The sequence below is a fragment of the Microbacterium sp. 18062 genome (genome assembly GCF_902706225.1).
Lineage (GTDB): Bacteria > Actinomycetota > Actinomycetes > Actinomycetales > Microbacteriaceae > Microbacterium.
Genome location: NZ_CACSKB010000054.1, coordinates 1 through 24,083 on the forward strand (window position 1 = coordinate 1; position 24,083 = coordinate 24,083).

The window sequence follows — 24,083 nt, forward strand, 5'->3', positions numbered from 1 at the left end:
GTGTGCGCGGGGGAGGCGACGCCCGCGTCGCCTCCCCCGCGCACACCAGCCCGCGTCATCGCCATCCTCACGATCGTCCTCGGCGCGGCGCTTCTGCTCGGCGCCGCGTTCACCGGGGTCGTGCGGACGGTCTCCGCATCCGCCGCGGGGTCCGAGTCCCTGTCGATCGACGTCGACGGGGTCACCCGGCTCGACGTCGATGCGAGCGCGGCCGACCTCACGATCGCGTTCGCCGACGTGGACGAGGCGACGCTCGAGATCGGCGAGGGCCGCAGCGGATGGCGCTTCGAGCGCGACGGCGACACGCTGCGGGTCGCGACGCCGAACTCCGGGCCGTTCGGGTTCTGGTTCGGGGGCAACGGGCGCGCGAGCCTGCTCCTGCCCACGGATCTGGAGGGCGCGGACGCATCTCTCTCGCTCTCGGCCGGGTCGCTCCGCGTGGGCGGGTCCTTCGCCGACCTGTCGGTCGACGTGTCGGCGGGCGACCTCGCGGTCAGCGGCGATGCCCGCACCCTGTCGGCCGACGTCAGCGCGGGAAGCGCCGACCTTCGTCTCGCGGACGTCGCCGAGGCGGCGTTCGACCTCTCCGCGGGCGGCATCACCGCCGAGCTGAGCGGCCGCGCCCCGCGCGATGTGCGGATCGACGTCAGCGCCGGCTCGCTCGAGCTCGTGCTGCCTCCGGGCGCGTACGACGTGCACTCGGACGTCAGCGCCGGTGACCTCGACAACCGTCTCGAGCGCGGCGACGGCGGCTCCGGCGTCGTGGACGTGCAGCTGTCCGCCGGCGACGTGACGCTTCTCTCCGGCCGCTGAGCCCCGTCCCGTGCACTCGCACTCGATCCCTGATGGAGTGGGAACCCTCCGGATGGAGTGAGACGATCTCCGGATCCGTGAGATTTTTCGGATGGAGTGAGACCCGACAACGGGACATGAAGATTACGAAATGATAACGAGACCTCTTCCCTTCCGTTACCCGTTCGTTATAGAGTGCTCGCACGGACGTTGTTTGCTGTGGCAATGTCCGCATGTGATTGCAGGACTCTCTTGGTGCAAAGGGACAAGGGCCGGTCGGAAGCCTCTCCGACCGGCCCTTCACCGTTCCTGCGCCGACCGCGATGATCCGCGGCCACGCCGCCCGCTACGTGAGCGCGACCTCGAAGCCCAACGCCGTCGCGACCGAGGAGTTGAACAGCCGCCCGCCGGTCGCGTTGAGCCCCTTCGCGAGGGACTGGTCGGTCTGCACCGCGGCCTCCCAGCCGAGATCGGCCAGCCGCAGCACGTACGGAAGCGTGGCGTTGGTCAGCGCGGGCGTCGAGGTGACGGGCACCGCGCCCGGGATGTTCGCGACGGCGTAGAGCACCGACTGGTGCAGGCGAAAGGTCGGCTCGGCGTGGGTCGTCGGTCGCGAGCCCTCGATGCTGCCGCCCTGGTCGATCGCGATGTCGACGAAGACACTGCCCGGCTTGGCGTAGCGGATGTGCTCATCGGTCACGACCTTCGGTGCGGCCCCGCCGGGCACGAGCACGGCGCCGATCACGAGATCGGCGTCGCGCACCTGGCGTGCGATCTCATACTCGCTCGAGGCGAGAGTGCGGATCGCGCCCCCGTACCGTGCGTCCAGCTCGCGCAGGCGCGGCAGCGAGATGTCGAGGACCGTGACATCGGCGCCGAGCCCGAGAGCCGACACCGCGGCCTGCTCCCCGGCCACTCCGCCCCCGATGACGACCGCCTTCGCCTTCGCCGTGCCGGGGACGCCGGCGAGCAGGATGCCTCGTCCTCCATGCGTCGCGTGCAGATGCAGCGCTCCGACCTGCGGCGCGATGCGGCCGGCGACCTCGCTCATCGGCGTCAGCAGCGGCAGCGACCCATCGGGCAGCTGCACCGTCTCGTAGGCGATCGCGGTGACACCGGAATCCAGGATCGCGCGGGTCAGCGGCTCGTCGGCGGCGAGGTGGAGATACGTGAACAGCACGAGGTCACTGCGGAGCCGTCGGTACTCCGAGGCGATCGGCTCCTTGACCTTCAGGACGAGCTCGACCTCCCACGCCTCGTCGATGCTTCCGACGCGTGCGCCGACGTCACGGTAGTCGTCGTCCTCGAAGCCGGCGCCGACACCGGCGCCGGCCTGCACGACGACCTCGTGTCCGCGACGGGTCAGGGCGTCGACGCCCGCGGGGGTCACCGCGACACGGAACTCGTTGTTCTTGATCTCTGCGGGTATTCCGATCAGCATGATGTCCTCCTTGGGGCGCCCGCGGGCGGGCGCGGTCGATGAGCGGCGGGGATGCCGTCGTGACCAGGGGCGGTATCCCCCGGGCGCGGCGGTCAGGCGAGCGCGGTGAGCGCGGCGTCGATGGATCCGACGATCGTGCGCGCCTCGTCCGCGGTGAGGGTGAGAGGCGGGGAGATGATGAGCTTCGTGCCCGCGGCACGCACGACGACGCCATGCCGTCGCGCCTCCGCGCTGATGCGCGCGGCGACCCCGCTGCCGGGGTCGATCGGCTCCCGCGTGGCCTTGTCGGCGACGAGGTCCACCGCTGCCATGAGCCCCTTGCCGCGCGTCTCGCCGACGAGGTCGTAGTGCTCGAGCGCCTTCAGCTCCTGCTGCAGCACCGCGCCGACCCTCGCGGCGTTGCCGGGAAGGTCCTCCGCCTCGACGATGTCGAGCACGGCGAGCGCCGCGGCGGCGCCCAGCGGGTGTCCGCTGTAGGTGTACCCGTGCATCACCACGTTCGAGAAGCCGGGGCCGCTCTCGATCGCGTCCGCGACACGCGAGTTGAACACCGTCGCGGCGAGCGGGATGTAGCCGGCCGTGATGCCCTTCGCGAAAGCCATGATGTCCGCGGCGACGCCCCATCCGCGACTGCCGAGCATGTTGCCCGTGCGCCCGAACCCCGTCACCACCTCGTCAGCGATCATGAGGATGCCGTAGCGGTCGAGCACGTCGCGCACCCGCCGCCAGTAGCCGTCCGGGGGGACGATGACGCCGCCCGCTCCGAGCACGGGCTCGGCGAAGAACGCGGCGATCGTCTGCGGGCCGTGGGCGAGGATCCGCTCCTCCAGCTGCCGGATGAGCCGGTCGGTCAGCTCCTCGGGATCGCTCGTGTCCCACGGGTTGCGGTACAGCCACGGCGCGTCGAGCAGGGTGACGTCATCGAGCAGCGGTCCATGGTTGTAGTGGTATGCAGGGATGCCGCCGATCGAGGTGCCGCCGACATGCACGCCGTGGTAGCTGTTGCGCAGCGACAGGAAGCGGATGCGGCCGGGCTCGCCCGCGGCGATCCAGTACTGGCGCGCGAGCTTGATCGCCGTCTCGATCGCATCGGAGCCGTTGGAGCTGAACGCGACGCGTTTCGCGTCCTCCTGCGCGAACAACGCGACGAGGCGATCGGAGAGGTCGTAGACGCCGGGGTGGGCGACGCCGTCGAAGGTCTGATAGTACGAGAGCGTGTCCATCTGCGCGGTGATGGCGGCCTTGACCTCCGGGCGGTTGTGCCCGACGTTCACGTTCCACAGGCCGCCGACGCCGTCGAGCAGGCGGTTGCCCTCGATGTCGGTCACATAGTTGCCGTCGCCCGAGACGATGATCAGCGTCGGGCGGTCCGGGTCGGGGGCCGCCGACGTCATCGGATGCCAGAAATGCTTCTCCGCCGTGCGGTAGTCCCGTTCCGTGACGATGGGAGCGCTGGTGAGTGACATGGGATCTTCCTTCCTCGTCAGGCGCCGTAGTGGAGCCAGACGCCCTTCGTGCGGGTGTACGCGTCGATCGCGTAGGGACCCATCTCGTTGCCCCACCCAGAGGCCTTGAACCCGCCCCACGGAGCGTTGCTCTCGGGAATGGGCAGCTGGTTGACGAACACGGCCCCGGCCTCGAGGCCGTCGACGAGACGGTGGGCCGTGCCGATGTCGCGTGTCCACACCGACGCGGCGAGGCCGTACTCGCTGTCGTTCGCGCGATCGAGGAGCGCCGACAGCTGGTCGGCGTCATCGTAGGTCAGGATCGACAGCACGGGGCCGAAGACCTCCTCACGGGCGATCGTCATCTCGTCGGTGACGCCCGCGAGCACGGTCGGGCGGTAGAAGTAACCGCGCTCACCGGCCCGCTGCCCGCCCGTGACGAGCTCCGCGCCCTCGCGAACGCCCGTCTGCACGAGCGAGCTCACGTGGTCGAGGTGCCGCTGGGACACGAGCGGGCCGAGCTGGGTGCGCTCGTCGGTGCCGTCGCCGATCACGAGGGCGGATGCCGCCGCGGCGGCCTTGTCCACGAACTCCTGCGCGCGCCGGGAGTCGACGAAGAAACGCGTGTACGCGGCACAGACCTGGCCCGAGTTGAGCGTTCCGCCCGTGACGTTGCCCGCGACCGCGGCGTCGATGTCGGCGTCCGCGGCGATGATGGATGGCGCCTTGCCGCCGAGCTCCAGGATGACGCGCTTCAGATTCGAGGTGGCGGCGGAGACCGCGACCTGACGCCCGACCGGGGTCGATCCCGTGAACGAGACGAGGTCTATGCCGGGGTGCTCGGCGATCGCGCGTCCCGTCACGGCGTCGCCCGTGACGAGGTTCACGACGCCCCGGGGGAAGCCGGCCCGCTCGACGAGCTCGACGAGGCGGATCGCCGTGAGCGGGGTCTGCTCGGCGGGCTTGATGAGAACCGTGTTTCCCGTTGCGAGCGCCGGCGCGAGCTTCCAGACGAGGATGATGAGCGGCGCGTTCCACGGCACGATGAGCCCGGCGACGCCGACGGGCTCCCGGCGCGTGTAGTGGAACGTCGTGGCGTCCTGCACCCGCGCCGTGCGCCCCTCGATCTTGGTGGCCCAGCCCGCGTAGTAGCGGAGATGCTCGGCGGAGCCGCGCACGGACATGAATCGCGAGGCGAACAGCGGCTGACCCTGATCGGCCGTCTCGAGCTGCGCGAGCTCTTCGCCGTGCTCCTCGACGAGGTCGGCGAGGCGGAACAGCAGACGCGCACGGTCGCCCGCGGCGAGGTCGCGCCACGCCGGGTCGCGCAGCGCGCCTCGGGCCGCGGCGACCGCGGCGTCCACGTCCACCGAGGAGGCGGATGCCACATCGTCGAGGATCTCTTCCGTGGCCGGGTTCAGGGTCGGGATGGCGGTGCCGCCGCCGGCGACCCAGTCGCCGTCGATGAACAGTCGAGTAGTCATGTCGGTGTGCCTTCTGTACGGGGGCGGGCGGGGAGTCGTGTCAGGGCAGATCGTCGGGGCCGGGCTCCTGACGCCGGACAGCCCGCGTGGCCTGCCGCGCCGAAACCGTGCGCACCGTCTCGGTCGGGGCGAGCCCGGTGCGCACGGAAGCCGCGGCCGTCTCCGTCCTCATCGCCACGATCCAGCCGGCGACGAACACGGTCGGCACCGCGCCGAGCAGCAGCACGGAGGTGAGCACGTCGCCGCCGCTGAGCACCGAGAAGTTCGACACGATGAGGCCCAGCTGCCCGAGCAGCAGCACGACGGCGAGGACCGGTGCGACCAGAGTGTTCCAGAGCCGGCGGTCTGCACGCGTGCGCCGGAAGTACACGATGACGGCGAGCGAGGTGACCACGTAGAGCGCGATCAGCGCCGCGACGGCGAGACCCGAGAACCATCCGAAGAGCGTGACGATCGGGTCGAGGCCGAGCAGCGCGAACGGAGCGATCACCAGCACGGCCAGCAGGGTCTGCACACGACCGGCCGTCGCGGGGGCGTGGTGCCTGTTCGTGCGCTGCAGCCCGACGGGCAGGAAACCCCGCGCCGACGACGCGTGCAGGTACCGGTTGATGACGTTGTGGAACGCGAGGAGCGCGGCGAGCAGCGACGTGAGCAGCAGGACTCCCGCGGTGGCGCCGGCCCACGGACCGAGGATGTCATCGAGCGCGTCCGTGACGAACAGGGCCGAGTCGCCGCTCTCGATCGCGGCGATCGCCGCCGCCTGCACCTGGGAGGGTCCGTAGTAGAGGATGAGCGACCAGATCGCCAGCGCGAGGAACCCCGCGATGATGACGACCGCCGCGTAGGTGGCCCGCGGCACCGTGCGCGCGGGGTTCTTCGCCTCGCTCGCGTAGATCGTGGTCGATTCGAAGCCGAACATGCAGGCGACGGCGAACATGATCGCGATGCCGGGGGCGCCCTGGACGACGGCGGCCGGGCTGAAGCTCGCCGCGACGTCGATGCCTTCTGCCGTGTGTCCGCCGAAGATGACCACGAGGGCGAAGAGCAGGAGGATCAAGAACTCGCCGGCGACGAGCACGGCGAGCACGCGTGCGCCGAGCTCCACATTGCGGGCCCCCAGGAGGAGGACGAACACGACCGCGGCGAGGGAGAGCGCCCACCAGGGGATCGAGATCCCGACGTAGGCCGCGACCAGACCGGAGGTCGCCGCCCCGAACAGGCCGTAGAGCGCGGCCTGGATGACGCTGTAGCTCAGCAGGGCGAGGAACGCCGCGCCGACTCCCGCGCGACGGCCCAGACCCGCGTCCACCAGCACGGAGAACCCGCCGTGGTTGCTCACGTGGCGGGTGATCGTCGTGAAGCCGACGGCGAAGACCAGCATGACGGCGCCCACGACGAGGTACGCCGAGGGGAACCCCGGGCCGTTGCCGAGCATGATCGCGACCGCGCCGACTCCGACCACGCTGGTCAGAGGGGCTTGTGCAGAGAGGACGAAGAACAGGATGCCGACGACGCCGATCGCGTCCTTCTTCAACGCGGTGGAGGAGCCGGGTCGGACGTCGGGGTTCGTGGAGACCATCTGAGGGCCTTTCTGCTGAGCGACGCTGCTAGCGGGAGACACGGAGCCGAGGCGATCACCGCGTTCCGACAATTGTGCATGTGCAAAGTACGATCGTCAAGGCAAACTTGCAACTTGCGATTTGATCAGATTCGTGCGTAAAGTGCGGGCGACCACAATAAATCAGGAGGCCCGTCGTGAGCATCGCCGAAGAGATATTCGAGCTCTCGCCCGATCGCGGGGCCTCGATGCGCCGCACCCTCGCCGAGCAGGTCGCCGCCGAGCTCCACCGCGCGGTGCTGCAGGGCGAGTACCCTTCGGGCAGCTGGCTGCGCGTGCAGGACATCGCGCGACAGTTCCAGACGAGCACGATGCCCGTCCGCGAGGCCTTGCGCCGCCTCGAGGCGCTCGGGCTGGTCGAGATCTCCCCCCACCGCGGCGCCCGCATCGCGGACCTGTCGATCACCGATCTGGAGGACACGCACCGTACGCGGGCACTGCTCGAGGTCGAGCTGATCCGACTCGCCGCCGCGGCCTTCAGCCCCGACGACGCCGAGCGCTGTCGGGCAGCGCTCGCACGCCATGAGGCCTTCCTGGAGGCGGGCGACCTGGACAACGCCCGCCGAGCGCACTCGGAGTTCCATTTCCTCATGTACCGCGCGGCGTCGTCCCGGTGGCTGCTGCGTTCGGTCGAACCCGCGTGGCAGAACAGCGAGCGCTACCGCTTCGCGTCGCCGGCGGATGCGGGAGCCCGCCAACGTGCGCATGCGGAGCACATCGGCATCCTCGTCGCGTGCGAGGCCAACGACCCCTCCGCCGCGGCGGAGGCTCTCCGCAGCCACCTCGAGGGCGCCCTCGACCGCATCCGGGCCGCGATGTCGGCGCGCACCGCAGACCAGGGGGTCACCGCATGAAGGCCGGCTTCGACGCGACCGGAGACGTCGTGGTCGTCACGGGCGGCGCCCGCGGCATCGGCGCCGCGCTCGCGCGCGCCGTCGGCTCCCTCGGCGGCACCGCCGTGGTCCTCGACGTCGCCCCCTCCCCCGACCTCGACGACGCGCCCGGCGTCGTGCAGCTCACGGTCGACGTCTCCGATCGCGCCGCCGTGTCCGACGTCGTCGCCGCCGCCGTCGACGCGCACGGTCCCGTCACCGGGCTCGTCGCAGGCGCGGCCATCCAGCCGCGCACCCCCGCCTCCGAGGTGTCTGCCGACGAATGGCACCGCGTGCTCGGGGTCAACCTGGACGGCGTCGTCTGGAGCTGCCAGGCGGTGCTCCCGTCGATGCTCGCCCAACGCCGCGGCTCCATCGTGCTGTTCACCTCCGGCCTCGCGACCGTCGGTCACGCGGGTGCCGCCGCGTACGCCGCCAGCAAAGGCGCCATGATCCCGTTCGCCAAGTCCCTCGCCGCCGAGGTCGCGGAGTCCCGCGTGCGGGTCAACGTGCTGGCACCCGGCGTCATCGACACCCCCCAGTTCCAGGCGGCCAATCCCGAGGGACCCGAGCGCGCGCACTGGGAGCGCACGACCGGGATCGGCCGGCCCGCCGACGTCGTCGGCCCCCTCCTCTTCCTCCTCTCCGACGCCGCGAGCCTCACCGGCTCGACCCTGACACGCGATCGCGCCTTCTCGGCCGACGCCCGCTAGCGCGCTCCCCGCGACACCGATCGAAAGCGAGCCATGACCCTTCGCATCCCTCCCGTGCGCCTGCGCACCTTCGTCGCCTCGCTGTTCGAGGCCGCCGGCTTCTCCGCGGGCGCAGCCGCAAGCGTCGCCGACTCACTCGTCGAGGCCGACGCCCGCGGCATCCCCTCGCACGGGACGATGCTCGCACCGCTCTATCTCGAACGCATCGACCGGCTCTCCGTCTCACGGGAGGAGACACCTCTGACGGTGCACGACGCGGGCGCGCTGATCGCGCTCGATGCCCGCGACATGCTCGGCCAGCTGTCGTCGGACGCCGCCGCGTCGATCGCGATCGAGCGCGCACGGCAGTTCGGGATCGCCATCGTCACGGTGCGCCACGCGTTCCACTTCGGCGGCGCGTTCCGCTACACCGAGGCCATCGCCCAAGCGGGTCTCATCGGCGTCGCGGCATCGAACACGAGGCCGCTGATGCCCGCGATCGGCGGAGCGCAGGCCGTCGTCGGGAACAACCCGATCGCGGTCAGCGTGCCGGGCGCGGATGCCGTCGCCTTCACGCTGGACATGGCCCTCTCCGAAGCGGCGATGGGCAAGATCCGTCTCGCGGAGGCGGAGGGACGCCGCATCCCGCCGACCTGGGCCACGGACGCCGACGGCGTACCCACGGAGGACCCGACGGCGGCGATCGCGGGGCTCCTGCTTCCCGCGGGAGGGCCCAAGGGCTTCGGCCTCGCGCTGGTCGTGGACGTGCTGACGGGCGTGCTCTCGGGCGGCGCCTTCGGCTCGCAGGTGAAGGGCCTCTATGGCGACACGAGCGTGCCCTACGACTGCGCGCACGTCTTCATCGCGATCGACCCGTCGCACATCGACGGCTTCGAGGAGCGGGTCGCGGACCTCGCTGCGGCCGTCACCGGATCTCGCCGGCGCCCGGGCGTCGAGCGCCTGTACCTGCCGGGCGAGATCCAGGCCGGAACGGCCGCCGTCGCGGCCCGCGAGGGAATCGCGCTGGAGGGCTCCACCGTGACCGCACTCGATCACGTCGCGCGCCGTCTGGGCGTGGCGACGCTCACCGCCGAGGAGGATGGCGAATGACCCCGCAGAACAGTACTCAGGGAAGGCTGTCGCGCGGCGTCGTCGTCGTGGGCGCCGGGCCCGTCGGCCTCATCGCCGCGCTCGGGCTCGTTCGCTACGGGGTGCCGGTGACGGTGCTCGAAGCCGACGAGGCGCTGTCCACGGAGACGAAGGCGGGCACGGTCCTCACCCGCACGCTCGAGGTGCTCGACCGATACGACGCCCTCGACGGCGTGCTCGCCCACGCGCTGCGCCTCGACGAGATCGGCGAGATCGAGCGCGCCACCAACCGGGTCACGCAGTCCGTGCGCACCGACCTGCTCACCGAGGACACGCGGTTCCCCTTCGTGATCAACATCCCGCAGAACGACCTGGAGGCACAGCTCGCGGCGGCCCTCGACGCGAAGGCGACCGGAACCGTGCGCTTCGGGGTGCGCGTGACGGGCATCGAGCAGGACGACGACGGCGTTCGCCTCACCGCCGCCGGACCGGACGGCACCGAGGTCGTCGAGGCGGACATCGTGCTCGGCGCCGACGGGGGACGCTCGACGATCCGCGAGCTGCTCGGCGCCGTCGTCGAGGGCTTCACGCTGGAGGACCGCTACATGCTCGTCGACCTCAAGGTCGACCTGGACCTGGCGAACCCGCGCGAGTACCCGTATCTCGCCTACTTCACCGATCCCGACGAGTGGATGATCCTCGTGCGGCAGCCGCACTGCTGGCGCTTCCTCTATCGGCTGCCGCAGGGCGCCCCCGCGCCCTCACGAGACGAGCTGCGCGAGAAGGCGCTGCGCTTCATCGGCGACGTCACCGATCTCGAGGTGATCGGCACCAACGTCTACACGGTGCACCACCGCGTGGCCGACCACTGGCAGGACGGCCGCGTCTTCCTCCTCGGCGACGCCGCACACCTCATCACGCCCATGTGGGCGCTCGGACTCAACACGGGCGCGCTGGACGCCTCGAACCTGCCGTGGCGCCTCGCCTGGTTCGATCGCGGCTGGGCGGATGCCGCCCTCCTCGAGGGATACGAGCGCGAGCAGTCGCCCGTCGCGATCGAGGGGTCGGGCCAGATCGCGGAGGAGGCCCGCAAGGCGATGGGGCGCGCTCCCGCCGAGAACGCCGATCAGGCGGGGCCGCCGGTCGTGTGGGGCGAGGCGTTCACGCGCACGCTCCTCGGCGTGCGGCTCGATGTCACCGGCGAGGGCGACTGGTCGATGGTGTACACCGACCCGGGCCCGGTCGCGATCCGGGTCGGCGACCGCGCGGCCGACCTCCCCCTCTACGGTCCGGACGGACGCACCGTCTGGCTGCACCAGCTCGCGGCGGACTCGTTCCTCGCCGTCCACTTCGCCGACACCCGCCGTCGGCCGGTGCCCGAGCAGTCCCGGGTCCCGGGTCTGCGCCACATCGTCGTCTCGCGCTGGGACTCGCCGCTGGACACGCCCGCGCGCGCCTGGAGCTACTTCGATCCGGGCGACCGCGTGCGCGCCCGCTTCGGCGCCGAGGAGGGCACCGCCGTGCTGCTGCGCCCGGACGGCCATGTGGTGGCCATCACCTCCGGCGCCGACCGCGTCGCCGAGCTCACGACGGCGTACGAACAGATCGTGCGACCCACGACCGACGCAAGAGGGGCCGGGCGATGAGTCGCGGCCAGATCGTCGTCGCGCCCGACGGCACGGAGGTCTCGCTGGTCGACATCGGCACGACCGAGCTGCTCGACACGGCGGATGTGCGGGTCTGGGACGTCTCGCTCGTACCTGCCCAGCTGCACCCGTGGCACCTCCACCACAATCCCTACGTCGTCCTGTCCATCGCGGGCGGCCACGGGCGCATGGACTGGCTCGACGGGCGGGAGCCCCGTCATGTGGTCGAGTACACGGGCGGCGCCGTGTTCCGCCCGGTCTCGCCCGTGCACCGGCTCACCAACCTCAGCGAGGGCGACTACCGCAATCGACTCGTCGAGCTGAAGGCACTCGGCGAGCTGCGCCCCGACGGGCCCTTCGACGTCGGCGCCGGGGACCGCTCGTCCCCCGACGACGCGCCCCGTGACCCCGGCCCCGACGGACGTCGCGTCGTGCTCGAGACGTCCTTCGTCACGATCTGGAGCGTGACGGTGCCGGCCGGCGAGTCCGTCTCCCTCGATCTGGCCGAGGTTCCCCATGTGCTCGCGCAGCTCGACGCCGGGCTCGAAGGACCGGAGCTCGCCGAGTCGGTGCGCGAGGTGCCCCCCGGCACGCACGTGCTCGTCGGGTCCGACACGGACCAGGTCTGGTTCGTCGTCGGTCTCACCTATCTCGCCGACCCCCCGCACGCCACGACCGGACGGAGAACGACCGATGACTGATGCCGCCGCGACACCCGGGCTCGTCCCCGCACCGCCACGCCCGGAGGGGATCGACGAGGCCGAGTGGGCGTCGAACCTGTCCGACCCCGCACGCTACGGAGGCGTCGCCGCCGACCGTTCCCGCGAAGCCGCCGGCGGCACGCTCGACGGCGAGGCGGCCTTCCGGTTCCGCGAGATCCTCGTGCACACGGGAGATCTCGAGTGGATCGACAAGACCCTCGCCGGCCTCACCCACAAGGCGCTGTGGCGCAACGACGAGACCGGGGCGTCCATCTCGCTCGTGCGCTTCGCCGCGGGCTCGGGGATTCCGCTCCGGCACTCGCACGCCTCGAACCAGTTCATGTTCTGCCTGTCGGGCCGCTACACCTACGTGCCGACCGGCCTGACACTCGAGCCGGGCTCGTTCTACTGGAACCCGAAGGGATGTCTGCACGGACCCACCCGCGCCGACGCCGACACCGTGCTCCTGGAGATCTACGACGGCCCCCACTACCCGACCCAGCCGGAGTGGTACTCCGACCCGACCGACGCCCACTGACCTCGACCCCAGCAAGGAGCCCCTCATGAGCAAGACAGAGATCCGCAGCGCCGAGCTCGCCTCGCCGAACGGCCACTTCTCGCACGCGACCGCGATCGAGGCGAGCGGCACGCTCGTGTTCATCTCCGGCCTGACCGCCCGCAACGCCGCGGGCGAGGTGGTGGGCGTCGGAGACGTCACCGCGCAGACCCACCAGGTGTGCAAGAACCTCCGGGCTGCCGTCGCCGAGGCGGGCGGGACCCTCGAGGACATCGTCCGCGTCGACGTGTACGTGCGCAACATCCGGGACTTCGACGAGATCCACGCGGTGCGCCGTCAGTACTTCACCGGCATCGCGCCGGCCTCCACCCTGGTGGAGGTGGCCCAGATGGTCAACAAGGACTACCTCATCGAGATCAGCGCGATCGCCGTCGTCCCGAAGGCCGACCGATGAGAATCGGCGCCGCCGAGGTGGACGGCGCCCGCCGGACGGTGCTGATCGAGCGCGAGAGCTCGCTCGTGCTGCCCGCCGGCGCACCGGACGCCGACGACTACGTCCGCGACCAGGCGGTGGGCACGGTCCTCGCGGCGGCCGACGGGGCCGTGCGGGTGCCGACGGCGGACCTGCGGCTGCGGGCACCGCTTCGCCGCGTCAACCGCGACGTGCTGTGCACCGGCTGGAACTACTGGAGCCATTTCGAGGAGTCGGCGGGCAAGCGCGAGGGGCAGGACCCCGCCGAGCGTCCGACGCACCCCACCTTCTTCACGAAGGGACCGGGAACCATCGCGGGACCGTACGACGACATCGTGCTCGACCCGGAGCTGTCGACGAAGTGGGACTACGAGGTCGAGCTCGCCCTGGTCATCGGCCGCGGAGGCCGCTCGATCCCGGCCGAGCGTGCGGCGGACCACATCGCCGGCTATCTCATCGCCAACGACGTGTCGCAGCGCGACCTGCAGCGCGCCCACGGCGGGCAGTGGCTCAAGGGGAAGAGCATCGACGGGTCGCTCCCGCTCGGCCCCTGGCTGACGACCATCGACGAGGTCGCCGACGCCTCGGGCCTGCGCCTGGAGTTCGAGCTCAACGGTCGGCTCCTGCAGGACGCCGGGGTCGCGCAGATGGCCTTCGACATCCCGACGCTCATCGCCGAGCTGAGCCGCGGCATGACGCTGCAGGCGGGCGACGTGCTGCTGACGGGCACCCCGGCGGGGATCGGCAACGCGCGTGAGCCGCAGGTGTTCCTCAAGCCCGGCGACATGCTCGTGAGTCGCGTCTCCGGCCTCGGCGAGCTGCGCAACACCGTGGTCGCCGGCTCCCTCACCGACTACCTCCCGCTGTGACCACCGTGGCCGCGATCGACATCCATGCGCACCTCGTGCCGGCGCTCACGGCCGACGAGGTGGCCGGCACGGGCATCCGCGTCGTCGACGGCGAGGTGCAGGATGCGGCGGGCCACCGTCTCGGCCCGCCGCAGATCTCCCGCGTCGAGGCGCTCGTCGCATGGCTCGACGAGGCGGGGCTCGCGGGCGCGGCCGTCTCGATTCCCCCGCCGCTGTATCGGCAGCGCCTGGACGCGGATGCCGCGGCCCGCTGGGTGCGCGCCGTCAACACCGCGCTCGTGCGCGACCTGACGCCGCAGCCCCGGCTCGTGCCGCTGGGCTACCTGCCTCTCGAGCATCCCGACATCGCCATCGCCGAGGCGGCACGGCTCGCCGACGATCCGCGGGTCGTCGGCGTCACCGCGGCGGCGGGCGCACGCTCGGCGGCGCTCGACGATCCGGCCCTCGGCCCGCTCTGGCACGCCCTGGCCGAGGCCGACCTGGCGCTGCTGCTGCACCCGGGCCAGAGTCCCGACGACCGGCTCGAGGCCCACTACCTGCACAACCTCCTCGGCAATCCCGTCGAGTCCGGCGTGGCGGCCGGCCAGCTGCTCTTCGGCGGCGTGTTCGACCGGGTCCCGGGTCTGCGGGTCGGACTCGTGCACTGCGGCGGCGTCCTCCCCGCCGTCGCGGGACGCTGGCGCCACGGCGTGCGCACGCAACGACCGGGCGTCGCGATCGACGCCGACGCGCTGGAGCGCGGCATCCGTTCTCTGTGGATCGACACGCTCGGGCACGACCCGGTCGTGCTCGGCCACGCGGCGGGCATCGTCGGCGCCGACCACGTGATGCTCGGGTCGGACTGGCCGTTCCCGATGGGCTCGGTCGATCCGCTCGCCGATGTGGCCGGGCTTCCTCCCGCGGCCGCCGAGGCCGCCGCCGCCGGCGCGGCACGGTTCCTCGGCTCGCGTCTGAGGCCGGACCCGTCGCGCCGACCGGGCTGACCGCCTGAGCCCACGCTCTAGCCGTGCCGCTCGGCCGCGTGCTCGGCGAGGAGGTCGCCGACCAGTCCCACCCGGGCGCTGCGCGTCGTGGGACGCGTGAGGATCCCGAGGGCGAGCGGCTCGACCGGGTCGGCGATCTCGATCGTCACGACCACCGCGCCGTCCGAGGTGACCTCCGTCCCCCACCGCTGATTGAGGATCGCGAAGCCCGCGCCGCCCGCGACGAGGGCGCGGACGGTCTCGACGCTGGTGGCGCGGATCTCGCGCGGTGCGTCGAGCCCCAGATCGGCGAACAACCGCCGCGTGCGCGCGGTCGTGAACGGGAGGTCGTACGAGACCATCCTCTCGCCGGCGAGCTCGGCGAGGTGCACCCGCCCACGCGACGCGAACGGACTGTCCGCGGCCACGATGACGTACGGGCTCACCCACGCGATCCGCCGGAACGAGAGGCCCGGCGGCAGCCCCTGGCCGTAGACGAGGGCGAGGTCGAGGTCGGCATCCGCCACGAGCCGATGCAGCACGTCCATCGGGGCCTCCTCGATGGACGTCTCCACACCGGGCGCGCGCGTGTGCAGGGCTCGCAGCAGGGCGGGGACGTAGAACGACGTCAGCGGGAGGAAGCATCCCATCCGGACCTCGCCCGCTGCGGCCTCCCGGTCGACACGGCTCCACTCCTCCAGCTCCCGCGCCTGCTGCAGGATCGTCCGGGCGCGCGCGGCGGCCTCCAGCCCGGCCGCGGTCGGCACGACCCCGCGCGAGCGATGCCGCACGAGCAGTTCCGCCCCCAGCTGCCGTTCGAGCTTGGCCAGGGCGACGGAGAGGTTGGACTGCGTCGTGTGGAGGCGCGATGCCGCGGCCGTGATGTTGCCGGCGTCCACCGCCGCGACGAGGGCCTCCAACTGCGACAGCGTCGTCGAGACGCGCGTCGTGCTCACGACAATGCATCGCTTTCATTCATGCCTTTCAGAGTATCTATGCGTTTGAACGATGCGCAAGGCGCTCTCAGACTGAGGGGAATCCACCGGGAGGCCCGCTCCCGGTGCACAAGGGAGTGGACAGTGGTCACCGAGTCTTTCGATCCCGTCCGGCTGAGCCTCACGCCGTCGACGGACGCCGAGCTGCGCCGGCGTTTCATCGCGGGCATGGGGCGCACCACCGGCGCCGTGACGGTCATCACCACGGACGGCACGGCCGGCCGCTTCGGCCAGACCGTGACGGCGATGATGTCGGTGAGCGCCGATCCGCCCGCCCTCGTCATCGGCCTCTTCCGAGGCGCTCCCGTCGCCGACGCCGTGCGCACCAACCGGTGCTTCGCCGTCAACGTCCTCGGAGTCGACCACCTCGACATCGCCCAGGCCTTCGCGGGCCAGGGCGGTCCCTCGTCGCGCTACCGGTTCGGCGAGGAGTGGACGTCGCTGCGCACCGCGTCGCCGATCCTCACCACCGCGCCGGCGGCGTTCGACTGCCACGCCGAGCAGTTCCTCGTCGCCGGCACCCATCTGCTCATCGTCGGCCGCGTCGTCGAGGCGCACGCGACCGACACCACGGGTCTCACATACGTCAGCCGTGCCTACGGCCACCACTCGCCGCTGCCGGCCTGACCCGGGATCGCACGACCACATCCATCGAGGGCGGGCGGAGCCGCCCCACCCCAAGGAGAAGGAACCATGAAACAGCTGCTCACCGCACGACAGAAGCGCTTCCTCGCGCTCGCCGACGGGGTCGTCGAGACGTTCCGCGACCGTGCCGCCGCCCACGACGCCACCAACTCGTTCCCCTTCGAGAACTACGACGATCTGCGCGCCACCGGCCTGCTCAACCTCTCCATCCCCGAGGCGCTCGGCGGTCTCGGTGCGACGCAGGCGGAGGTCATCCCGGTCCTCGAGCGTCTCGCGAGCGGCGACGGCGCCACGGCGCTGGCCGTGAACATGCACATCACGCCGCTCGGCCAGTGGGCGGGCGTCTGGCGACGCACCGGCAACCCGCGTCTCGAGCACCTCCTGCGCGAGGCCGCCGCGGGGAACCTCATCTGGGCCGCCGTGACGAGCGAGTACGGCTCGCCGAACCTCATGTCGGACGCTCGCACGAAGGCCGAGCGCGTCGAGGGGGGCTTCCGCATCACGGGGCGCAAGAACTTCGGCACCAACACGGCGATCGCGACCCACGCGTCGACGACCGCGCGCTACGAGGACCCGGAGAAGGGGCCGCAGCTGCTCATGCTGCGGATCTCGCTCAAGGATCCCCGCGTCACGATCCACCAGACCTGGAACATGCTCGGCATGCGCGCCACGCAGAGCAACGACCTGGAGTTCTCGGAGCTGTTCGTCCCCGATGAGGACGTCGTGCACTCCTTCCCCGTCGGACACCTCGACGCGACCGTGACCGAGACCGTCTTCGGCTGGTCGCAGCCGGCCTTCGCGGCCGTCTACCTCGGCATCGCCGTCGGCGCGCTCGACTGGGCGAAGCAGCAGGTGCGCCGTCGCGGGCTCGTCGAGGACCCGCGCGCGCAGGACGCGATCGCGGATGCCGAGATCCTCATCGAGACCGCGCGCGCTCTGCTCCACCGGCACGCGGCGCAGTTCGGGACCGACCAGATGTACGAGGAGTTCGGCCTCCAGGAGATCGTCGCGCAGAGCGCTCTGGTCAAGCACGTGGCCACCAAGAACGCCGTCGCCGTCTTCACCCGCCTCGTCGACGTGGTCGGCGGCGCCGCCTACGTGCGCTCACTCCCGTTCGAACGCACGTGGCGAGACGTGCAGGCGGGGCTGTTCATGCCGGTCTCCGACTTCGCCGCCCACGAGTTCATCGCCGCCAGCTCGCTGGGGCTCACCCTCGCTCCGACCCACGGCAGCCTGCGCCGCGAGCCCGTCGCAGAGGAGGTGACCGCATGAGCGAGGCCGCCGCCGGGCTCCGTGCCCTGATCTGCATCGGCGTGACCGAACGCTTCTTCGCGGGAGACGCCGCAGAACGTCAGCTCGTGTTCGAGGCGACGAAGTCCGCGTTCGCCAGCCTCTCCACGCGCTTCGGCGTGGACGTGCTCGGCACCTTCGACGACGACACGCTGCAGATCGGCGCCTCCGGCTCGTTCCCCTGGACCTGCTACCTGCTGATCGAGGCGCCCGACTACGAGACGGTCCGCGCGATCGTGAACGTGTTCCGCGAGGCGCCCGCGGGCGACTATCAGCTGTGGCGCTACTACACCGTCGAGGCACGCCTCGGCCGGGCGCTGTTCTTCGGGGAGGACTGAGGGATGCCGCGCACCGAAGCAGGACGCATCGCGCTCGTCACCGGCGCGAGCCGGGGCCTGGGCCACGCCGTCGCGCGTCGACTGCACGCCGATGGCTTCCGCGTCGCGCTCGGCGACCGCAACGTCGAGGCCGCCGCAGCCGTGGCCCGCTCGCTCGATGCCACCGGCGCCACGGCTCGCGTGGCCGTCATGGACCTCTCCGATCCCCCGTCGATCGAGGCGGGCTACACCGGGCTCGTCTCGGAGTGGGGCGCGCCCGAGGTTCTCGTCAACAATGCCGGGATCACCGCGAAGCGCTCGCTGTGGGACATCGAGCTCGACGAGTGGGACACCGTGCTGAACACCAACCTGCGCGGCACCTTCGTGCTGAGCCGGCTGGCGGCGCGGCCCATGCGCGAGCGCGGCTGGGGCCGCATCGTCAACATGTCCTCGTACGCCGGTCAGCAAGGCGGTCTCGTCGCCGGAGCCCACTACGCATCCTCGAAGGCCGGACAGCTCGTGCTCACGAAGATCTTCGCGCGCGAGCTCGCCGGCGACGGCGTCACGGTCAACGCGATCGCCCCCGCCGCCGTGCTGACGCCCGCCATGGGCGAGCCCGACGGCGAAGAGGCCGTCCGCCTCGCCGGCACGATCCCGATCGGCCGCGTCGGCGACCCGGACGAGGTCGCCGCGGCGGTCGCGTACCTCGTGGGGCCCGACAGCGGGTTCGTCACGGGAGCGACGATCGACCTCAACGGCGGGATGTTCATGCGATGAGCGGCTACGGCATCTCCCGGCATCCGTGGCGGGCCTGGCCTGCGGAGAAACGGACCGTGCGACACATCCTCACCGAGAGCGCCCGGATGAGAGGCGACGACATCGTGCTCACGATCGGCGAGACGAGATCGACCGCGCGCGAGCTCACCGACCGCGCCGCCCGGACGGCGGCGGCCCTCCGTGCTCTCGGCGCAGGCCCGGGTGATCGGGTGGTCGTGGTCAGCCCCAACCGGCGCGAGCTCGTCGACCTGTTCTACGGATCGGCCTGGAACGGGAGCGTCTTCGTGCCGCTCAACCCCGAGCTGCGCGGCGACCCGCTGCGCCACCAGCTGCGGCTGGCGGCACCGGCCGTCGTCATCGCCGATGCCACGACCGCGAGCCAGGTCGCCGCGGCGTTCGACGTCCTCGACGGCGGCGACGCGCCCGCCCGCGTCTACATCGACACTCCGCCGCTCGATGCCGGCCGGAACGCGCCCGAGACGGATGCGGACGCCTGGGCGGGCGCTGCGGTGTTCGCACTCGCCGCCGAGGGCATCGAGCCCGAGGCCGTCGGACCGGCGCACACGGCGGCGGTCCTGTTCACGTCGGGCACGACGGGTCCCGCGAAAGGCGTCGTCATGCCCCACGGCCAGTTCTGGTGGTGGTCTGTCATCGCGAGCGAGGAGCTCGCGCTGGACGCCGACGACGTGCTGTACACCTCGCTCCCCCTCTTCCACACCAACGCGCTGACCACGCCGCTCCAGGCCTTCGCCGCGGGAGGACGCGCGGTCATCGGCCCACGCTTCTCCGTCTCGGCGTTCTGGGAGCGGCTGGAACGCGCGGAGGCGACCGTCACGTTCATCCTCGGCGCGATGAGCACGATGCTCTGGAACCGCAGGCCCGAGACGTTCGAGACCGCCCGCACGGCGCGCATCCGGCGCATCCTCGGTCCCGGCATCGACCCGGCGGTCAAGCCCGCCTTCGAGGACTTCTTCGGGGTGCGGATCGTCGAGGGGTTCGGGATGACGGAGACCGGCGTGCCCCTCTACACGCCCGTCGACGAGCGCACGGTCGGGGTCACCGGGATCCCGCACCCCGACTACGAGGTCGTGCTGCTCGGCCCCGACGACGAGGTCCTGCCGGGGCCGGCCACGGGCGAGCTCGCCCTGCGGCCCCGGCGTCCGCACCTCCTCGCCGAGGGATACCTCGGGAACGCCGAGGCGACGCTCGAGGCCCGCGGCAACCTCTGGTTCCATACCGGGGATCTCGTCGAACGCGATGCCCGCGGCTACTACCGCTGGCGCGATCGGCTGAAGGACTCGATCCGCCGCCGGGGAGAGAACATCTCGAGCTACGAGGTCGAAGCGGCCTTCCGCACCCACGCCGCCGTGGCCGACGCGGCCGCGATCGCCGTGCCGAGCCCGCTCGGCGAGGACGAGGTCATGGTGTGCCTTCAGCTGGCCGAGGGCGCCTCGTTCGACGCCGATGCGCTCCTGGTCGCCGCGTCCGAGCACCTCCCTGCCTACGCGATGCCGAGCTATCTGCGAATCGTCGACGCATTCCCGCTGACGGCCAACGGCAAGGTGTCGAAGCAGCTGCTGCGTCGCGACGGCGTCACGGCCGACACATGGACACGGGCCGACAAGGGGACGCGGGCCGGCACGGGGACACGAGGATGACGCGCTCTTCCGTGCGGACGTTCGACGGCGCCATCGTCGCGGGCTGGCACGAGCTCGCCGTCACCAAGCGCGTCGGGCGACCGGCGCGCGAACTGCTCGCGACCGCCGTCTCGGCGGCGATCGCGCACGCGGGGCTCACCCCGGCCGACATCGACGGATTCGCCGTCGGCGGCTTCACGCTCGCCCCGGACCACGCCGTCGACCTGGCCGCCCGAAGCGGCCTGCGGGTGGGATGGCTCGCCCCGCAGGATCCGGGCGGGCCCGGCGCGATCAATGCGCTCCTGCAGGCGGCATCCGCCGTGCTGCACGGCGACGCGACGGCCGTCGTGTGCGCGGCGGCCGACACCACGGATGCCGTGGCCCTCGCGACCGTCAACGCGAACTTCTCCACGACGTTCGCCGAGACGCTGACGCCCATCGGCGCCGGCGCCGCCACCGTCGTGTTCGGGCTCCTGCAGGAAGAGCATCGGGCCCGCACGGGCAGCACGCGCGACGATCTCGGCCGGATCGCGGTGGCTCAGCGCCGCAACGGCACCCGCAACGCGCACGCGCTGTTCCGCACGCCTCTGACGGTGGCCGAATACCTCGCATCGCCGCCGATCGTCGAGCCGCTGCACCTGCTCGACTGCGTCTTCCCCGGCTCGGGCGCTGCGGCGTTCGTCGTCACGACACGCGAGACGCTCGGCGCCCGCGCACGGCAGGCAGTGCGGGTGGACGCGGGTTTCACGGAGCACGGCGGGGCCCGCCCCTCACAGCTCGACTTCGGCTGGTCGCGCCACTCGGCGGCCCTGTACGACGCTGCGGGCCGAGGGCCTCGGGATCTGTCGCTGCTGGAGCTCTACGACGACTTCCCGCTCATGGTCGCCGTCCAGCTCGAGGAGCTGGGCTTCGCCGAGCGCGGCGACCTCCGGGGATTCCTCGACACACACGACCTCGACATCGCGGGGAGCCTTCCCGTCAACACCGGCGGCGGGATGCTGAGCTGCGGCCAGGCCGGAGGCGCCGGCGGCTACCTTCCGATCGTGCAGGCCCTGCGCCAGCTCGCCGCGCAGGCGGGGGACACCCAGGTGCGAGAGGCCCATTCGGCGCTCGTCACCGGGCTCGGGATGATCGACCAGGACGGCCCCCAGTCGATCGGAGCCGCGATCCTGTCCGCCGCGGCGATCGGGGGACGATGATGCCCGCGTATCCGTTGCGCTCCGGCGACGACATCCTGCTTCCGTCCTGCGCCGCGTGCGGGCGATGGCGGTGGCCAGGGGGCGAGATCTGCCGCGACTGCGGCGGCGTCACGATCGGGCCGGCGCGGTGGACGGGCCCGGCCACGGTGCTCGCCGAGGTGCGCGTGCATCGCGGCGTCCCCGCGGCGAATCTGGAGCACGGCCCGTACGAGGTCGTCGCGATCGACCTCGGAGGCCTCCGCTTCCTCACCCGCTGGGGAGAGCGTCCCGACCCGGTGCGCCGGGGACAGCGCTGCACGCTGCGCTGGGGACGAGTGGGCGACACCGACTGGCCGCTCGCGTATCCGCAGGACGCGTGACCGGCGTCGCGCACTCGAGGCGGACCCCCGGCGGTCACGTATCGTGGGGGGATGGCCTCCGACCGGAACTCACGCGGTTACGGTGACGGCTACCAGGCTCTCCTGCGCGCCACCGTCTCGGTCGTCGCACAGCGCGGTCTGCGCGGCACGACGTACCGAGCCGTCGCGGAGGAGGCCGGGGTCAAGAACACGCTCATCACCTACCACTTCGGCTCCCGGGATGCGCTCCTCGTCGAGACCGTCAGGTGGACCGTGGAGGAGTCCGTCCGGCAGACGCCGCCACGCGATCTGTGGGGTCCGGGGATGCCCTTCGTCCGCTCCCTCGTCGACATGGTGCGCCGGGACCCCGAGCTGCAGAGCTTCCACTACGAGATCCTGATCGAAGCGCGCCGCAACCCGCAGATGCGCGAGCTCGGAGTGCTCCTCGTCAACAGCTTCCTCGAGGCGATCGAGGCGGCGCTGAGCGAGCGCGGCTATCCCGAACCACGTCTGCTCGCCCGCGTCGTGCACGCGGTGATCGACGGGCTCGTGTTCCAGCAGCTCACGATGGAAGACCCGGAGACGACCGAACGCGCGCTCGCCCTCTTCGTCGAGATGCTCGAGCAGAACGCACCGGGCACGGGCGTCGCGGAGACGGCCGCGCCCTGAGCGTCGCCTATGCGTCTGCCGAGGATCACGAAAAGATAACGGCGAGCCCTTCCCTTCCGTTACCGGTTCGTTATACAGTTCAGGAACGGTAGTTGTTTTGCTGTGGCAGCTGCCGACATGTGATTGCAGGACTCTCTTGGTGCAAAGGGAAAAGGGCCGGTCGGAAGCCTCTCCGACCGGCCCTTACTGCATCCGCCCGCATCCGCGAGGCGTGCCCCGCACTCAGGGATGGGCGCGACGCCGGCGCCATGACTCCACTCCGATGCCGACGAGCCCGACCGCCCAGAGCGCGTACACGGTCGCCATCGCGCCGCGCAGCTCGCCGCGCGTGTAGGCCGCGGGGTCGGCGTGCTGCAGGTCGAGCGCGAGCCCGATCAGGTAGACGGCGACCAGCGCCGCGATGAAGCCGCCCATGTTGACCACGCCGGTCGCGGTCGACAGCCGCGCGACCGGGTTGTCTCGGCGGGCGACGTCGAACGCGACCATGGATGCGGCGCCGCCGCTCGACAGCGTGACGACCCAGACGACGAGCAGCCACATCGGCGCGGGTCCGGGCGTCAGCAGGATGCCGCCGAAGGCCGCCGCCTGCGCCAGCACCGACACGATCGCGATGGCCGGCCGCCGTGCGGGGCGCGCGCCCGAGACGAGCCCCATCACCGGTGCGAAGACCGCGCCGGAGAGCACGAAGACGACCACCACCAGGCTCGCCGCATCCGCGTCGAGACCCTCTCCGGCCGTCAGGAAGGGGATGCCCCACAGCAGAGCGAACGCCGTGCCGGCGAAGGGTGTCACGAAGTGCATCCAGAACGCCAGCCGCGTGCCGGGCTCGCGGACGGCCGCGACCAGCAGGGCGCCCTGCCGGGGGCGGGTCCGCCCCGGCACCCGGCGCGGCTCGCGCTCGCGGATCAGCGCGACGTCCAGCAGCGCGAACACCACGAAGGTCGCGGCGAGCGCCACGAACGCGATCTCCCACGATGCGGCGTGCACGAGCGCGGTCAGGACGACGACACTCAGCACCTGGCCGAGCTGGCCCGTCTGGGCGGTGACCTGCTGGATGAGAGGAACCCTCCGCGCGGGGAACCAGAGGGCGAGAAGACGCAGGACGCTGGGGAAGATCATGGCATCGCCGGCACCGGTCAGCACGCGCGCCGCGATCGCCGTGGGCGCGTCTCCCGCGAACGCCAGCCACACCGAGCCGCCCGCCATCGTCAGCATCCCGGCGGTCACGACGATCCGGGCGCCGAACCTGTCCAGCAGCAGACCCGCGGGCACCTGCAGCGCTCCGTACACCGCGAGCTGCAGCGTGGCGAACAGGGCGAGGGTCGCCGATCCCGCGTCGAACCGCACGGCCACGTCGGTGCCGAGGCCGGCGAGGGAGCTGCGGCCGACGATCGCCACCAGGTAGGTGAGCGTTCCCAGCACCCACACGATCCAGGGCAGCGCACCGCGCACCCGAGCCGGCGGGACGACCCGGATGGTGCCGGTGGACGCGGCGAAGTCCGTCACGCCGCCCGCATGCTCTCGCCCCGCAGCAGGGGCGGGGCGGGGACGTCGAACACGTCATCGACACTACTCGCGTCGGAGGACCTCAGACCCCGCCTCCGCCGCCGCCACCG

The 24,083-nt window shown here is 71.7% G+C and carries 24 protein-coding genes; 18 read left to right on the forward strand and 6 right to left on the reverse strand.

The genetic code is table 11. The annotated features are described in order from the left end of the window. A partial coding sequence (locus GVL03_RS16010) for a hypothetical protein (RefSeq protein ID WP_159502008.1) occupies window positions 1-813 on the forward strand: 813 nt, incomplete at its 5' end. A 325-nt stretch (window positions 814-1,138) separates the two neighbouring features. Here GVL03_RS16010 and ald read toward each other — a convergent pair. From ald to GVL03_RS16030, 4 genes are all read right to left on the reverse strand, one after another. Continuing rightward, the gene (gene ald / locus GVL03_RS16015) at window positions 1,139-2,233 is read right to left on the reverse strand and encodes an alanine dehydrogenase (protein ID WP_159502009.1); all 1,095 of its coding nucleotides are present in this window, start codon (window positions 2,231-2,233) and stop codon (window positions 1,139-1,141) included. 92 nt (window positions 2,234-2,325) lie between these two features. Further along, window positions 2,326-3,699: an aminotransferase class III-fold pyridoxal phosphate-dependent enzyme gene (locus GVL03_RS16020; protein WP_159502010.1), complete on the reverse strand. Its 1,374-nt coding sequence runs from the start codon at window positions 3,697-3,699 to the stop codon at window positions 2,326-2,328. Between the two features lie 17 nt (window positions 3,700-3,716). After that, window positions 3,717-5,162 carry an aldehyde dehydrogenase family protein gene (locus GVL03_RS16025; RefSeq protein ID WP_159502011.1) on the reverse strand — a complete coding sequence of 482 codons (1,446 nt, stop codon included), beginning with the start codon at window positions 5,160-5,162 and terminating at the stop codon, window positions 3,717-3,719. A 40-nt stretch (window positions 5,163-5,202) separates the two neighbouring features. After that, window positions 5,203-6,741 (reverse strand): APC family permease, encoded by a 1,539-nt coding sequence (locus tag GVL03_RS16030; protein WP_159502012.1) that lies wholly within the window; start codon window positions 6,739-6,741, stop codon window positions 5,203-5,205. 176 nt (window positions 6,742-6,917) lie between these two features. On the opposite strand from GVL03_RS16030, the gene GVL03_RS16035 reads away from it, so the two are divergent. From GVL03_RS16035 to GVL03_RS16075, 9 genes are read left to right on the forward strand one after another with little or no spacing between them, the layout of a single operon-like run. Then, a complete protein-coding gene (locus GVL03_RS16035; RefSeq protein ID WP_200847203.1) occupies window positions 6,918-7,634 on the forward strand; it encodes a GntR family transcriptional regulator in 717 nt (238 codons plus the stop codon). Next, window positions 7,631-8,365, forward strand: a complete 735-nt coding sequence (locus tag GVL03_RS16040) for an SDR family NAD(P)-dependent oxidoreductase (RefSeq protein ID WP_159502013.1) — start codon at window positions 7,631-7,633, stop codon at window positions 8,363-8,365. The genes GVL03_RS16035 and GVL03_RS16040 overlap by 4 nt, the downstream gene beginning before the upstream one ends. 33 nt (window positions 8,366-8,398) lie before the next feature. Beyond that, a complete protein-coding gene (locus GVL03_RS16045; RefSeq protein WP_159502014.1) occupies window positions 8,399-9,454 on the forward strand; it encodes an Ldh family oxidoreductase in 1,056 nt (351 codons plus the stop codon). Beyond that, window positions 9,451-11,079: an FAD-dependent monooxygenase gene (locus GVL03_RS16050; RefSeq protein WP_159502015.1), complete on the forward strand. Its 1,629-nt coding sequence runs from the start codon at window positions 9,451-9,453 to the stop codon at window positions 11,077-11,079. Before GVL03_RS16045 ends, GVL03_RS16050 begins: the two co-directional genes overlap by 4 nt. Further along, the gene (locus GVL03_RS16055; protein ID WP_159502016.1) at window positions 11,076-11,780 is read left to right on the forward strand and encodes a hypothetical protein; all 705 of its coding nucleotides are present in this window, start codon (window positions 11,076-11,078) and stop codon (window positions 11,778-11,780) included. Before GVL03_RS16050 ends, GVL03_RS16055 begins: the two co-directional genes overlap by 4 nt. Further along, window positions 11,773-12,318, forward strand: a complete 546-nt coding sequence (locus GVL03_RS16060; protein WP_200847204.1) for a cupin domain-containing protein — start codon at window positions 11,773-11,775, stop codon at window positions 12,316-12,318. Before GVL03_RS16055 ends, GVL03_RS16060 begins: the two co-directional genes overlap by 8 nt. 25 nt (window positions 12,319-12,343) lie before the next feature. Beyond that, complete coding sequence (locus GVL03_RS16065) at window positions 12,344-12,751, forward strand: RidA family protein (protein ID WP_159502017.1); 408 nt, start codon at window positions 12,344-12,346, stop codon at window positions 12,749-12,751. Further along, entirely contained in the window at window positions 12,748-13,638 is an 891-nt protein-coding gene (locus tag GVL03_RS16070) for a fumarylacetoacetate hydrolase family protein (RefSeq protein WP_159502018.1), read from the forward strand. The genes GVL03_RS16065 and GVL03_RS16070 overlap by 4 nt, the downstream gene beginning before the upstream one ends. Continuing rightward, window positions 13,635-14,621 (forward strand): amidohydrolase family protein, encoded by a 987-nt coding sequence (locus GVL03_RS16075; protein ID WP_159502019.1) that lies wholly within the window; start codon window positions 13,635-13,637, stop codon window positions 14,619-14,621. The genes GVL03_RS16070 and GVL03_RS16075 overlap by 4 nt, the downstream gene beginning before the upstream one ends. A gap of 17 nt (window positions 14,622-14,638) precedes the next feature. On the opposite strand, the gene GVL03_RS16080 is transcribed toward GVL03_RS16075, so the two are convergent. After that, a complete protein-coding gene (locus GVL03_RS16080) occupies window positions 14,639-15,556 on the reverse strand; it encodes a LysR family transcriptional regulator (RefSeq protein WP_159502020.1) in 918 nt (305 codons plus the stop codon). A 123-nt stretch (window positions 15,557-15,679) separates the two neighbouring features. Here GVL03_RS16080 and GVL03_RS16085 point away from each other — a divergent pair, with 123 nt between their 5' ends. The 8 genes from GVL03_RS16085 to GVL03_RS16120 all read left to right on the forward strand — a co-directional run bounded on the left by GVL03_RS16085 (window position 15,680) and on the right by GVL03_RS16120 (window position 22,467). Beyond that, entirely contained in the window at window positions 15,680-16,222 is a 543-nt protein-coding gene (locus GVL03_RS16085; protein WP_159502021.1) for a flavin reductase family protein, read from the forward strand. A 66-nt stretch (window positions 16,223-16,288) separates the two neighbouring features. Further along, window positions 16,289-17,512: an acyl-CoA dehydrogenase family protein gene (locus tag GVL03_RS16090; RefSeq protein WP_159502022.1), complete on the forward strand. Its 1,224-nt coding sequence runs from the start codon at window positions 16,289-16,291 to the stop codon at window positions 17,510-17,512. Then, complete coding sequence (locus GVL03_RS16095; protein ID WP_159502023.1) at window positions 17,509-17,868, forward strand: hypothetical protein; 360 nt, start codon at window positions 17,509-17,511, stop codon at window positions 17,866-17,868. The genes GVL03_RS16090 and GVL03_RS16095 overlap by 4 nt, the downstream gene beginning before the upstream one ends. A gap of 3 nt (window positions 17,869-17,871) precedes the next feature. Beyond that, window positions 17,872-18,624, forward strand: a complete 753-nt coding sequence (locus GVL03_RS16100) for an SDR family NAD(P)-dependent oxidoreductase (RefSeq protein WP_159502024.1) — start codon at window positions 17,872-17,874, stop codon at window positions 18,622-18,624. 56 nt (window positions 18,625-18,680) lie between these two features. Further along, window positions 18,681-20,282, forward strand: coding sequence for an AMP-binding protein (locus GVL03_RS16105; RefSeq protein WP_159502025.1), 1,602 nt, complete (start codon window positions 18,681-18,683; stop codon window positions 20,280-20,282). Continuing rightward, a complete protein-coding gene (locus GVL03_RS16110; protein WP_159502026.1) occupies window positions 20,279-21,460 on the forward strand; it encodes a thiolase family protein in 1,182 nt (393 codons plus the stop codon). The genes GVL03_RS16105 and GVL03_RS16110 overlap by 4 nt, the downstream gene beginning before the upstream one ends. Next, entirely contained in the window at window positions 21,457-21,819 is a 363-nt protein-coding gene (locus GVL03_RS16115; RefSeq protein WP_159502027.1) for a Zn-ribbon domain-containing OB-fold protein, read from the forward strand. The genes GVL03_RS16110 and GVL03_RS16115 overlap by 4 nt, the downstream gene beginning before the upstream one ends. Before the next feature lie 51 nt (window positions 21,820-21,870). Then, window positions 21,871-22,467: a TetR/AcrR family transcriptional regulator gene (locus tag GVL03_RS16120; RefSeq protein WP_159502028.1), complete on the forward strand. Its 597-nt coding sequence runs from the start codon at window positions 21,871-21,873 to the stop codon at window positions 22,465-22,467. Window positions 22,468-22,689: 222 nt separating this feature from the next. On the opposite strand, the gene GVL03_RS16125 is transcribed toward GVL03_RS16120, so the two are convergent. After that, window positions 22,690-23,973 carry a nitrate/nitrite transporter gene (locus tag GVL03_RS16125; RefSeq protein WP_159502029.1) on the reverse strand — a complete coding sequence of 428 codons (1,284 nt, stop codon included), beginning with the start codon at window positions 23,971-23,973 and terminating at the stop codon, window positions 22,690-22,692. Between the last annotated feature and the right edge of the window lie 110 nt (window positions 23,974-24,083).

Coding starts and splice junctions, on each gene's coding strand:
- ald (WP_159502009.1), bottom strand. CDS start 2,233: ATGCTGATCGGAATACCCGCAGAGATCAAGAACAACGAGTTCCGTGTC.
- GVL03_RS16020 (WP_159502010.1), bottom strand. CDS start 3,699: ATGTCACTCACCAGCGCTCCCATCGTCACGGAACGGGACTACCGCACG.
- GVL03_RS16025 (WP_159502011.1), bottom strand. CDS start 5,162: ATGACTACTCGACTGTTCATCGACGGCGACTGGGTCGCCGGCGGCGGC.
- GVL03_RS16030 (WP_159502012.1), bottom strand. CDS start 6,741: ATGGTCTCCACGAACCCCGACGTCCGACCCGGCTCCTCCACCGCGTTG.
- GVL03_RS16040 (WP_159502013.1), top strand. CDS start 7,631: ATGAAGGCCGGCTTCGACGCGACCGGAGACGTCGTGGTCGTCACGGGC.
- GVL03_RS16045 (WP_159502014.1), top strand. CDS start 8,399: ATGACCCTTCGCATCCCTCCCGTGCGCCTGCGCACCTTCGTCGCCTCG.
- GVL03_RS16050 (WP_159502015.1), top strand. CDS start 9,451: ATGACCCCGCAGAACAGTACTCAGGGAAGGCTGTCGCGCGGCGTCGTC.
- GVL03_RS16055 (WP_159502016.1), top strand. CDS start 11,076: ATGAGTCGCGGCCAGATCGTCGTCGCGCCCGACGGCACGGAGGTCTCG.
- GVL03_RS16060 (WP_200847204.1), top strand. CDS start 11,773: ATGACTGATGCCGCCGCGACACCCGGGCTCGTCCCCGCACCGCCACGC.
- GVL03_RS16065 (WP_159502017.1), top strand. CDS start 12,344: ATGAGCAAGACAGAGATCCGCAGCGCCGAGCTCGCCTCGCCGAACGGC.
- GVL03_RS16070 (WP_159502018.1), top strand. CDS start 12,748: ATGAGAATCGGCGCCGCCGAGGTGGACGGCGCCCGCCGGACGGTGCTG.
- GVL03_RS16090 (WP_159502022.1), top strand. CDS start 16,289: ATGAAACAGCTGCTCACCGCACGACAGAAGCGCTTCCTCGCGCTCGCC.
- GVL03_RS16095 (WP_159502023.1), top strand. CDS start 17,509: ATGAGCGAGGCCGCCGCCGGGCTCCGTGCCCTGATCTGCATCGGCGTG.
- GVL03_RS16100 (WP_159502024.1), top strand. CDS start 17,872: ATGCCGCGCACCGAAGCAGGACGCATCGCGCTCGTCACCGGCGCGAGC.
- GVL03_RS16110 (WP_159502026.1), top strand. CDS start 20,279: ATGACGCGCTCTTCCGTGCGGACGTTCGACGGCGCCATCGTCGCGGGC.
- GVL03_RS16115 (WP_159502027.1), top strand. CDS start 21,457: ATGATGCCCGCGTATCCGTTGCGCTCCGGCGACGACATCCTGCTTCCG.
- GVL03_RS16120 (WP_159502028.1), top strand. CDS start 21,871: ATGGCCTCCGACCGGAACTCACGCGGTTACGGTGACGGCTACCAGGCT.